Raw genomic sequence first — 11720 nt, forward strand, 5'->3', positions numbered from 1 at the left:
AGTAATGTACTTAAATAAATGCAGGGTTATAGTGACTTACATCACAATAGATAACTTTGTATTTTGTGCATAATTAATTTGTATTTGACGCCCTTATCATTTTTTATGAAAAGTATATGAATTAATGTGATTAGTTGGGTGCTTGTTTTTAGCTGTGCTGTGTGCAGTGTTGTTGCTTATTATTGATATACGTTGGTACGGTTTTTTGATCAAAAACGCTCATTGCATTTGTAGATACACTTTTGAGTTAGAATTATTTTTCTTATTTAATATCAATCACAAGGGGAAATAAATTGTTTGATTATAAAAAGCTTGCGATGCCACAGCTTACATTCAAAGTTTAAATACCTTTGCGTAGGCAATGCCTCACTTTTCTTATAGGGGATGCCAAACCTTGCGCTATCACAACAGCAATCAAAACTAGACGATTTATACAACGGTTGATTGTGTATAGCGCTTTATTTTTTAATCTGAGATGGTATTCCAATTTGCGCAGCCAAAGGCGAGAAAATCACTTTAATTGGAGAGTTAGCCTGACTTTGCTGTACATCAGGCCCTATATAATTCTTGCCTTGAGATGTTGCAAAACTAAGATGCCACACACTAAGTTCAGTGTCTGACAGCCACACTATGTGTAAAGCATTATCCTTTGCGCCAAAGTCGATGGTTCTTACATCAAATTGCGCCAAAGCATGAATAAATGAACGACATTTTTCAGTTTCACCTTTTTTCAGAACTGAAATCTGAACTTGGGTTGCGCCACCAAACATTACATCATTGGCTCGGCACTGAAGAACTTCCACATGAAAACGGCCATCAGGAGAGGGCAGATCTCTTATCAACTTATTTACCGTGCTGGATTGGCATGCTGTTAATACGATGGGCAATATCAGTAAAGTGTATATCCTTGTCAGTTTCATTTTATTCCTTGCTATGTAAATACATTACGATTTTTGTTTTATCGCTTTATTCAAATCGGTCAGTCTGCTTTTAGCCAATACATGGAATGCTTCAGTTGAATTGTTTTCACAACTTCGACTGGTCATCATATCGTGTTGCATGTTTACTGGCGATTTAATTAAGGATGATGTGGTTAAGTTTATCTGTATTTTGCTGTTTTAAAACATGTTTTTGTATTGATTTTTCACATGATTTAATTGTTTGTGTTTAGCTGCTCTGCATTTAATCTTAATGAGAATGCTTAGAGAAAATTTAATGAATAAAAAAGGGCTTGCAGAAAAAAGTTGTAGAAGTTTTAATCTAAGTTTGAACGTTAGATAAAATATTAACATTCCATCAATCATAAAATTGATCATATATTGTTTGTTTTTCTAAGTAAAAATCATTCAATTTATTGGTGGTTATTGGCCATGAGGGCTTTTATTATGCTTAAAACATTCACGATCGCAGAGCAACACTATTTTAAACAATTCATGGGGATTGCAAACACGCTTGTGTTGGCGTTTGTTGTTTTGATGTGGTCAGGCCATGTGGCCGCAGAGGGCAATTGTCCTCCTGGTTATTATCCAATTGGTGGGCAAGGCCTGCAAGGGTGTGCACCGATTCCAAGTGGCGGTAGTAATGGTGGTGGCGGTGGTGGCACATATAAATGGGAACCCTCACTTTGGGAAAAACGTTGGGGCGCGATTGCTGAAGATAAGGCAGCACCTTCTCGACCTACAGGTTATGCCCAAGCGACACGAACCGAACGTGGGGCTAAAAAAGTAGCCTTGGAAAATTGCCAAAAAAAGGGAGGTAAAAATTGTGAAGTCATCTTTACCTATAACAATAAATGTGTTGCCTTGGCTGATCCGACTCAAGGTGGTCAAGAGTCTGTGATTAGAATTGATCGTACGCCCGCAGGCGCCAAAGCATTAGCTGCTTATGAATGTCAAAGTAAAAACAAGCAAGAGTGTAAAGTGGTTTACTCAGCATGTAGTACTTATTACGAGCCGGGCGCCAGTATATTTTATTGGTGGTAATACATAGGGTTCTGCTTTAAGTCACATCGCCTATTGTGATAAACCCGAGATAAGTATTTGAAGTAAAATATATTTAAATAAAAGATCGGATCTTTTTAAAGGATAAAAATGATGAAAGCGGTTAATTTTTTACTGGGCAGTATTTTAGCTTTGCCCTTGTTTGCACATGCAGATGCCTTGAAACTGCAAAAAAGCACACAGGAATTTGATCAATATCGTGGTCAAATTACAGTAAATGGAGAATATTCATATTATTTTGATGATGAAGTGGCAGGTGATGTTATCTGTTTTCATCCCAGTGCGCCTTCAGATCAGTTGATACCGCGTAAGCCGGATGATCGCCGTTCACGCTGGTTTTGTTTCAATGATACTCAACAGGCAGCTCAGGCATTAAAACTCAATAAAAGACCCAAGGAAGGCTATATTGGCTATACGGGACATGCAACTGTAACGGTTGGAGAATATGCGGTTTATAAGGGCGAAAGTGATGGTACTGATCTGGCAAAATTGGTATCAGTTCAAAAAGCCGATACCCCTAAACTGGTTAAAAGCTCAGGTTATTAAAGCGCATTGTTATCGCGATGTTAAATTAAATACATATTTAAAGTTTAAAGGAAATAAATCATGAAAATTGTTAGTTTTTTACTGGCGGGCATGCTGATTACGCCAATTGTTGCACAGGCAAAAACACCACAACAATGGGCTGACTGTGCCGATAAGGTTGGGCGTACTATCGATGTGCAAGAAGTTGGTAATATCGGCTATGAGTCAGAAATCAAAAGCAAGTGCGGTACACGTCCTGTTCCAACAACAGGTATGGCGAAACCAGATGGTAAACACCCACATGACGTTATACAGGCAGCACCTTGGAAAGCTCGTTTTCAGCAATTAGTTGGCAAATCATATGCAAATCTCACTTCAGCTTTAGTGGTATCCAGTGCAATGCAGCGTCAGGGTGATTGGCTGGTAGGCAGTGGTTATGACCCACGTGGGGCGGGTTCGAGTAAGGCTGTCATTGCGATCAATACTAAAACAGGAAAAGTCATGGCGGCTTATTCAGATACTGAAGATGGTGTTAAATTCTTTGGCTTTGATGAAAATACCAAAGGTGTTCCAAGTAAATTTTCACAATGGGTTGCGGAAAGTGCAGCAGGTTGATTTGTTAGATGTATGTTTGGCTGATCATGACGTGTAGCAATCAATCAGCCATGGCAAAGGGATGCCAACAATAAATTTGTTCCATGAGTCCTTTTTAAAACCATAGATCAACATAAAATCCCCCTCATCCTAGCCTTCTCCCGAGGGAGAAGGAATTTTCAATACCAAAATGCTTTACTCCACATGATCATTTTTTTGATTTATGAAAGATCTTTAATGTTCAGCTTAAAATATCCATTGTGATTTAAAATTAGCAATTACAGGAAAATTACAATCTGGAGTTGTATAAATAGCTGTGTTCAAAGCTTCGGTTTGTTGTAGCAAAGATATGTTGTTTAGAGAGCAATCGACTGTTCAAAATACTGTGTTATTTCGAGTTACCATTTTGTATAAGAGCCTGAGTCTGTCATCAACACAGTCATATAAAAAAACAGCATTACTTAGCGATAATTAACAGTAAACAAGCTTTTAAAATAAGTTTTATAAGTATAATACGCCACTTGATGAAATGGGATTGAATAAACTGTTGCAATAAAAAATAGTATTGCAAGAGGATCTTTTAATTAAGAAACCAATTATTAGACAAAGTTCAATTGTATTTTTTGTATTTATTGTTATTCAAATGTTATAATTTGTCTAAAGAAGGCTTTTTAAGCCAATTAAATTAGCTGATGTTGATGAATAAAACATGCTTCAATTAAATATTTCTAGGCTCACCTTGAGCGAAGATGGTGATACATTTTTAGCACTTGAAAAAATTCCTGCGATGCAACGTAGACGGTTATCAAGTATTGCTAAAATTGCACTGAATAGTGCAATTCAAAGTTTGCAGGGGATTCAGGTCGACTATATTGTTTGGAGCTCACAATATGGCGATGAAGAAAAAACGCTTAAAATTTTACAAGATGTCTTGTCAGACCAAACCCCATCTCCGACACTTTTTTCAACCTCTGTACATAATGCAGTTTCAGGTTTGTATTCTATATTTTGTCAAGATGATACGCTCGCGACCAGTTTGGCAGCGTCATGGTCTGAAGCTTTAGTCGAAGCTTATGCTTATTTAAAAACCCACCACAATGCCAAAAATGCCTTGGTGATTTATTATGACCAAGCCTTACCAGAAATATATGATGAGTATCAGAATTTTAAAGCTTTTTCATTGGCTGGAGTGGTCAGTTTAGAAAATGCCAATTTAAAAATCACTGTAGAAAATCTGCAACTGCAACAGAGCAAATATTTAGAGGCTCAAGATTTTAATGCGTTTTGGCACAATCAAAACCTGAAGGAAAAGGGTGCTTGGGTCAAATGCTAAATATCAACAAAGTAAAGAAAAAGTTAAATTACGCTTGGCGTGTTGGTGCTACAGGTTTTAGTTTTGCAAGTTTTGGCTTGGGCGGAATTGTGATTGGGGGTGTGGTTGCACCATTGGTGAAAGTCAGCACATTTGATACAAGAAAAAGACAAGATCGCGCGCAAAAAGCCATTAAATATAGCTTTAAAGGCTTTACTGAAATGATGGTTAAATTGGGCATCATGACCTATGAGGTCGAAGGCTTGGAAAAGCTGTCCCATAGCCGTCAAGAGTTAGTCATTGCAAATCATCCAACCTTGATTGATGTGGTGATTTTGATTGGCTTAATGGAAAAGGCCAACTGTATTGTAAAAAAAGCACTTTGGCGTAATCCATTTACATTGGGGCCAGTGCGTAGTGCAGGTTATATTTTAAATGAGGGATCTGAGCAATTCATTTTGGACTGCGTTAAAAAACTCCAAGAAAAAGATGCAGCCTCATTATTGATATTTCCAGAAGGGACACGAACAGAAAAAGGCGCATCACTGAATGAGTTCCAACGTGGTGCGTCAAATATTGCGATTCGAGCGAATGTTCCAATTCGTCCGATTTTGATAGAATGCACGCCCTCGACACTGACCAAAAATGAAAAGTGGTATCACATTCCAAATGAACCATTTCACATTCAGATTACAGTGTTAGATGCGGTACATGTACAGGATATATTGGATGATGCTGCTGTGAACTCAAAACAGGTGAAACAGCTCAATCATTTTTTGCACAACTTATTTAATCAAGCGTTAATTAAACAAGAGTTATCTACAAATGAGCAATCTTGCTGATGAGTTAAAAGAAATGATCATTGATGTGTTGGCTTTGGAAGATATTTCAATTGAAGATATTGATACCAATGCACCACTCTTTGGTGATGGATTAGGGCTGGATTCTATTGATGCCCTAGAATTAGGTTTGGCTTTGAAAAAACGCTATAACATTCATTTAAATGCTGAATCACAGGAAACCAAGCAACATTTCGCCTCTGTGCAAAGTTTAGTGGACTTGGTTGAAGCGCAACGCGCTGCTTAAGAGGTCGTTATGTTATCTGAAGAAATCGTCTTAACAAATCTACGTGAGTGGATGGAAGAACTATTTGAAATTGAACCTGCTGATATTCAGCTTGAGTCAAACCTGTATTCTGATCTAGATGTTGATAGCATCGACGCTATTGATTTAGTTGTTAAAATTAAAGAATTAACCGGTAAGCAAGTTAAACCTGAAGATTTTAAAAATGTCAGAACAGTGCAAGATGTTGTGGTTGTGATTCAAAATATGTCTGCAGAATGAAGCATTTGATCCGCAGTGGAGTCACCGTCTTATTTTTACTTTACCCATTTATCGTGGGCTACAGCCTAGCGCATGGTCATTTTATTTGGGTGAGTGCTTTGTTGGTTCTGCTTGGTGGATCACGCTTATTTTTTAAAAAAAGCGATCTTATGTGGCCATTGACTTGGTTTGCCATTATTTGTGGTGGGCTGAGTTTGATTTTAAAAGATCATGCTTGGTTAAAGCTGTATCCAGTATTTATGAGTGTGGGCGCGTTGATAATTTTTGCGACCACCTTAATCAAACCACCCTCAATGATTGAGCGTTTTGCACGTTTGGTTGAACCTGATTTGCCCGCGTCTGGGGTGATCTGGACCAAAAATGTTACGATTGTTTGGTGTGGCTTTTTTATTTTAAATGCCTGTATTGCGCTTTATACAGTGTTATTTAGCAGTACTCAAATGTGGGTACTTTATAATGGTTTTATTTCTTATCTTTTGATGGGTTTGTTATTTGCAGGTGAATTTGTACTGCGAAAAATTCATCAAGCTAAAAATCATACGAGTTAAAATAAACGCTTATGTTGTGTCATTTTCAAAGCCACATTCATGCTGAAAAATGTCTGTGTATCACCTCTGATTTTAGTGTCAAAACATTCTCCCAATTTTGGCAGGAGGTGTTGAGTGAAAAAACACACATTGAACAATCCGCTGAAAGTGCATGGGCCTTGTGGCAAAATGACAGTTATGATTTTTTAGTGTTATTTTTTGCAGTTTTATTGGCAGATAAACAGGTGATTCTCCCGCCAAATCGTGTGCGTGATTTGGAAAAAAGCTTAGCGGCTCAGAATATTTATTTTATTGAACGACAAAATAAACAGATTAATCCTGTGGTTGAAGATACTCAACACATTGATCTAAATGATGCTTTTTTAAATCGTGCAGCAGTGTTTTTTTATACTTCGGGTTCTACAGGGCAACCTAAAAAGATTCCGCGTACCCTAAAACAGCTGCTTAATGAAGTACAGGGTTTAGATCAAAGTTTTGATCTAGCAGAAAATGCACTGGCGCTTGCTACAGTCAGTCATCAACATATTTATGGTCTATTATTTAAATTACTTTGGCCACTTGCCAGTGGCAGAGCTTTTTATAATCCGCAATTGGCATTTCCTGAAGATGTGGTTGAAGCACAAAAAAAGCTACAGCATTTAAGCCACGATCACTTTGGTTCAAATCATTATGTGATTTCCAGCCCAGCACTTTTAAAACGTTGGACCTCTGATGTATTACTTGAGCAGTATTCAGTGGTTTATTCGTCAGGTGGTAAACTGGATGCTGGAGTGCGTCCGCTGCTCAATGCCAGTATCACCGAAATTTTTGGTAGTTCCGAAACGGGCGGTATTGCTTATCGCACACAAAATGAGGCGCTTTGGACCCCGTTTGCAGATGTCGAAATTAGTGTTACAGATGCGGGTGAACTGGGTGTCTTGACTCAACATGCGTATATCAATGATTGGATCTATACCGCAGATAAAGTTGAAGTGTCTGTGCCTAATGATCGAAAAAGTCAGTTTCAGCTTCAAGGACGCTTAGACCGTATTGTTAAGCTTGAAGAAAAGCGTTTAAGTCTTGATTCTATTGAAAGTGCTATTATTGAATTGCCAGAAGTCAGTGAATGTCATACATTGATCTTTGAAAAGGATCATCGACAAATTTTGGCATGTGTGGCGGTATTGTCTGAACAAGCTCAATTAGAACTTAAACACAGCCATAAGCGTGCATTTGTCGCAAAAATAAAACAACAACTTGCAGATAAATTGGAATATATTGCGATACCGAGGCAGTGGCGTTTTTTAAGCCAATTACCGAAAAACGCCCAATCAAAGCTCAATAAAAATTATATGAAATCATTATTTGAAAACTTAAATTTACCCGTGGTTTTAGCATCGCATATTGATGCCAATAGCGCAGAATTTAAATTAGAATTTATTCCTGAACTGGCTGCCTTTAATGGGCATTTTCCTGATCACCCGATTTATCCTGGTGTTGGGCAAATTGCTTTTATTCAAAAGTTCGCTAAAGAGATCTGGGCTGATCTAGATTGGTGTACAGCATTAGAACAAATTAAGTTTCAGGAATTGATCCAACCGCATGCCGTGGTTTTGCTTAAACTTGAGCGTAAAGCAGATAAAATCAGTTTTCAATTGCAGCAGGCTGAACAGTCTTTAGCATCAGGACGTTTGGTTTTTGCTACTACGGTTAACGCTTAGGAGACAGATGATGCAGCAATATCAATTGGGTTTTGTGATTCCTGTGTATAACCATCCACATTATATCAAAGCATTACTGGACTATATTCATCCTTATGGTTTGCCAGTGGTTTTAGTCAATGATGGTAGCGATATTGAATGTTCGACCTTGTTGCAAGAATTGGCGCAGCAGCATAAAAATGTATATCTGGTCGAGCACGCGACCAATCAGGGCAAAGGTCAGGCTGTGATGACAGGTTTATATCAGGCACAAGATCTTGGCTGGACACATGCTTTACAAATTGATGCAGATGGACAGCACGATTGGCAGGATATCGAAAAATTTATCACCATCTCAACACAACATCCTCAAGCAATGATTTTGGGACAGCCGATCTTTGATGAAACGGTGCCGAAAAAGCGTTTGTATGGTCGTTATGTCACCCATGTCTGGGTTTGGATTAATAGTCTGTCACTTGAAATCAAAGATAGTATGTGCGGTTTTCGTATTTATCCACTTGATCAAACCATTCACGTCCTCAATCGAGCAAAATTTCAACCACGCATGGGTTTTGACAGTGAAATTCTAGTGCGCCTAAAGTGGGAACAAGTTCAGTTTATCAATGTGCCTACTGCCGTGATTTATCCAGAACAAGGTATTTCACATTTTAATGTGTGGAAAGATAATTTAGGACTCAGTAAAGCGCATGCGCGACTTTTTGCAGGCATGTTGATTCGCTTACCTAAACTGTTGGCACAAAAAGCCAAAGGTTCAGCACATGACTGAATCACATACAAAACGATGGAGTGAGCTTAAAGAAAAGGGGGGAATGTTGCCTTTGATGTTAATGCTTTGCTTTTATCGTTTTGGTGGGCGTTTTTTGTGTAAGCTGGTGCTGTATTTCATTATCATGTGGTATTGGATCTTTTCTCGCACAGCGCGTCAGGCTTCATTACTTTATTTACAAAAGTTGCATCATTTTGCTCAAGAAAAGTCACCATTTTCACATCAACCAAATATGAGTCATTCGTATATTCATTTGATGACATTTGGTGAGTGTATTTTGGATAAAATTGAAGGCTGGCTGGGAAAAGTCGCAGAAGAAAAGCTGATCTTGCATGGGCATGCGCATTTTCGGGAAAATTATAAAAAAGGTGCGATCATTGTGGTATCGCATTTTGGCAATATCGAATTGCTACGTGCGATCAAATCTGATCACCAACAAAAAATCAATGTATTGGTTTATCAAAAGCATGCCAGTAAATTTAATGAATTTCTTAAAAAGCTCAATCAAAAAGCCGATGTGCATCTGATTTCGGTCGATGAACTTGGCGTTGATACTGCGATTCTTTTGCAGGAGAAACTGGATCAGGGTGAGTGGATCATCGTGGCAGCAGATCGAGTGCCGGTTCAATCGCAACGTGTCGAAAATCTTAAATTTTTAGCTGATGAGTCCGCTTGGCCGCAAGGACCTTGGATTTTAGCGAGTTTACTCAAAGTTCCGATATTGGCGGTTTTCTGTTATCGCAAGCAAGACAACTTTCATGTGCATATCCATTCAATCGCTCAAAAACTTAATTTTCCGCGGCAAACCCGCAACCAAGCCATAGCTGAAGTCATGCAACGCTATGCTCAACTGGTCGAACAGCATTGCGTAGATGCACCTTATCAATGGTTTAATTTTTATAATTTTTGGAACAAATAAAAATGCAGTCACTTGTCATCGGAGAAAAGCCACTTTCAATTGAAGAGGTTGTTGCTGTCGCAAATCAACAGCTCAAAGTGGCGCTGCCTAAGTCTGAAAGTTGGCAGGCATTGATTCAACGAGGTGCTGATTTTCTCGATCAATTATTACAAGAAGAAGGCGTCATCTATGGGGTAACCACAGGTTATGGCGATTCTTGTTTGGTTGAAGTGCCTGCACATCAGGTCAATGAATTGCCTTTGCATTTATCTCGTTTTCACGGTTGTGGTTTGGGGCAAAATCTGGACTTGATCACTGCACGTGCTGTGATAGTAACTCGATTATGCTCTTTGGCACGTGGCTATTCAGGGGTATCACATGCTTTACTTGAGCGTTTGGTTTGGATGCTTAATGAAAATATTATTCCAGTGATTCCTTCAGAAGGTTCAGTCGGCGCCAGTGGTGATTTAACCCCATTGTCCTATATTGCAGGAGCATTGGTCGGTGAACGGGATGTTTACTATCAAGGTAATATCGTTGCAGTCGCAGATGTTTATGCTGAATATGCGATACAGCCTTTGGCACTCAGACCCAAAGAAGGGCTTGCCATTATGAATGGTACTGCGGTGATGACCGCAATGGCCTGTTTAAATTATAAAAAAGCTGAGCAGATTAGTTTGGCAAGTACTTTAATTACAGCATTAAATGTGTTGGCATTAGAGGGCAATCCAAGCCATTTTGATGAAGTGTTATTTGCCCAGAAACCGCATGCAGGACAGCAAGAGATTGCCAAGCAACTACGTGAATGGTTAAACGATAAAGTACAAACAGAGCATCAAAGTCCACGTTTGCAAGATCGTTATTCACTGCGTTGTGCACCACATATTATTGGAATCTTTGAAGATTCTAAAACTTGGCTTAGACAATTTATTGAAAATGAATTGAACTCAAGCAATGACAATCCCTTAATTGATCCGATCAATTTACGCGTGTTACATGGTGGGCATTTCTATGGTGGACATATCGCTCAGGCTATGGATAGCTTAAAAATTATGATTGCCAATATTGCTGATTTGATGGATCGTCAGCTTGCACAGTTGGTCGATCATAAAATGAATCATGGTTTACCGCGTAATTTGACTGGTGCTAAAACTGATCGCTTACCGCTCAATCATGGTTTTAAAGCCGTACAGATAGGCGTGTCAGCTTGGACTGCCGAAGCGCTTAAACAGACACTTGCAGCTTCAATTTTTTCACGTTCAACCGAGTGCCATAATCAAGATAAAGTCAGTATGGGCACGATTGCCGCACGTGATGCCAGTCGGGTGATTTTATTGACCGAACAAGTGATTGCTGCATTGAGCTGTGCTGCGGTTCAAGCAATTGAACTGAGAGGATTGGCACAACAATTAAGTCCAGTGCTGGGTTTGTTTAGACACTGGGTACTGAAAGAATTTCATTTTGTTGAAGAAGATCGTCCATTACAAAAAGAGCTACAAGCGATAGTGGATCATCTTGAAAATCTCAGTCTGTTAAATTGCAATCTGTTGCAGCACAAGCAGGAGAACGCTGATGTATGCTGATGTCATTATTGATGTTCCATTTCATGATGTCGATACCATGAATGTGGTTTGGCATGGGCATTATCTCAAATATTTTGAAATTGCCCGTTGCAAATTATTGGATCAATTTGACTATAACTATAATCAAATGAAAGATTCAGGTTATGCATGGCCAGTGATTGAAAGTTATGTCCGTTATGCGCAGGGTATTATTTTTGGGCAACATATTCGAGTACGTGCGACTTTAAAAGAATGGGAAAACCGTTTAAAAATCGAGTATCAGATTTTTGATGCAGAATCGGGTAAACGCCTCACCAAAGGTTTTACCAGTCAGGTGGCAGTCGAGATAGAAACTCGAGAAATGTGCTTTCAGTCACCACAAATATTTTTAGACCGCCTATATGCATGGTCTGAATTTAAGACCAAATAGGGGGGCATAAAAAATGTTGAATTTTAAAAATAAAATCAAAC

At 38.8% G+C, this 11720-nt stretch carries 14 protein-coding genes; 13 read left to right on the top strand and 1 reads right to left on the bottom strand.

Annotated elements, in window-relative coordinates:
• Positions 1-458: 458 nt before the first annotated feature.
• Positions 459-920, bottom strand: a complete 462-nt coding sequence (locus MTO68_RS06285; RefSeq protein WP_004819843.1) for a hypothetical protein — start codon at positions 918-920, stop codon at positions 459-461.
• Positions 921-1385: 465 nt separating this feature from the next.
• Here MTO68_RS06285 and MTO68_RS06290 point away from each other — a divergent pair, with 465 nt between their 5' ends.
• The 13 genes from MTO68_RS06290 (at position 1386) to MTO68_RS06350 (ending at position 11679) form a co-directional block, all read left to right on the top strand.
• On the top strand, positions 1386-1982 hold the full coding sequence (locus tag MTO68_RS06290) for a DUF4189 domain-containing protein (RefSeq protein WP_004819845.1): 597 nt from the start codon (positions 1386-1388) through the stop codon (positions 1980-1982).
• A 108-nt stretch (positions 1983-2090) separates the two neighbouring features.
• Positions 2091-2546 carry a hypothetical protein gene (locus MTO68_RS06295; protein ID WP_004722211.1) on the top strand — a complete coding sequence of 152 codons (456 nt, stop codon included), beginning with the start codon at positions 2091-2093 and terminating at the stop codon, positions 2544-2546.
• 60 nt (positions 2547-2606) lie between these two features.
• Complete coding sequence (locus MTO68_RS06300) at positions 2607-3140, top strand: hypothetical protein (RefSeq protein WP_004722210.1); 534 nt, start codon at positions 2607-2609, stop codon at positions 3138-3140.
• A gap of 688 nt (positions 3141-3828) precedes the next feature.
• The gene (locus MTO68_RS06305) at positions 3829-4452 is read left to right on the top strand and encodes a beta-ketoacyl synthase chain length factor (RefSeq protein ID WP_244015386.1); all 624 of its coding nucleotides are present in this window, start codon (positions 3829-3831) and stop codon (positions 4450-4452) included.
• Positions 4446-5273 (top strand): lysophospholipid acyltransferase family protein, encoded by an 828-nt coding sequence (locus tag MTO68_RS06310; RefSeq protein WP_244015387.1) that lies wholly within the window; start codon positions 4446-4448, stop codon positions 5271-5273. Before MTO68_RS06305 ends, MTO68_RS06310 begins: the two co-directional genes overlap by 7 nt.
• Positions 5257-5517 (top strand): phosphopantetheine-binding protein, encoded by a 261-nt coding sequence (locus MTO68_RS06315; RefSeq protein WP_004819853.1) that lies wholly within the window; start codon positions 5257-5259, stop codon positions 5515-5517. Before MTO68_RS06310 ends, MTO68_RS06315 begins: the two co-directional genes overlap by 17 nt.
• Positions 5518-5526: 9 nt before the next feature.
• Positions 5527-5775 carry an acyl carrier protein gene (locus tag MTO68_RS06320; protein WP_004819854.1) on the top strand — a complete coding sequence of 83 codons (249 nt, stop codon included), beginning with the start codon at positions 5527-5529 and terminating at the stop codon, positions 5773-5775.
• Positions 5772-6323 carry a septation protein IspZ gene (locus MTO68_RS06325; RefSeq protein ID WP_244015388.1) on the top strand — a complete coding sequence of 184 codons (552 nt, stop codon included), beginning with the start codon at positions 5772-5774 and terminating at the stop codon, positions 6321-6323. The genes MTO68_RS06320 and MTO68_RS06325 overlap by 4 nt, the downstream gene beginning before the upstream one ends.
• Positions 6324-6334: 11 nt before the next feature.
• A complete protein-coding gene (locus tag MTO68_RS06330) occupies positions 6335-8023 on the top strand; it encodes an AMP-binding protein (RefSeq protein ID WP_244015389.1) in 1689 nt (562 codons plus the stop codon).
• Positions 8024-8033: 10 nt separating this feature from the next.
• Complete coding sequence (locus MTO68_RS06335; RefSeq protein WP_004819861.1) at positions 8034-8789, top strand: glycosyltransferase family 2 protein; 756 nt, start codon at positions 8034-8036, stop codon at positions 8787-8789.
• On the top strand, positions 8782-9708 hold the full coding sequence (locus MTO68_RS06340; RefSeq protein ID WP_244015390.1) for an acyltransferase: 927 nt from the start codon (positions 8782-8784) through the stop codon (positions 9706-9708). The genes MTO68_RS06335 and MTO68_RS06340 overlap by 8 nt, the downstream gene beginning before the upstream one ends.
• Before the next feature lie 2 nt (positions 9709-9710).
• Positions 9711-11270 carry an aromatic amino acid ammonia-lyase gene (locus tag MTO68_RS06345; RefSeq protein ID WP_244015391.1) on the top strand — a complete coding sequence of 520 codons (1560 nt, stop codon included), beginning with the start codon at positions 9711-9713 and terminating at the stop codon, positions 11268-11270.
• On the top strand, positions 11260-11679 hold the full coding sequence (locus tag MTO68_RS06350; RefSeq protein WP_034613982.1) for an acyl-CoA thioesterase: 420 nt from the start codon (positions 11260-11262) through the stop codon (positions 11677-11679). Before MTO68_RS06345 ends, MTO68_RS06350 begins: the two co-directional genes overlap by 11 nt.
• Positions 11680-11720: the final 41 nt, after the last annotated feature.

The sequence above is a fragment of the Acinetobacter sp. NyZ410 genome, from assembly GCF_022828975.1.
Classification (GTDB): Bacteria; Pseudomonadota; Gammaproteobacteria; order Pseudomonadales; family Moraxellaceae; genus Acinetobacter; species Acinetobacter guillouiae.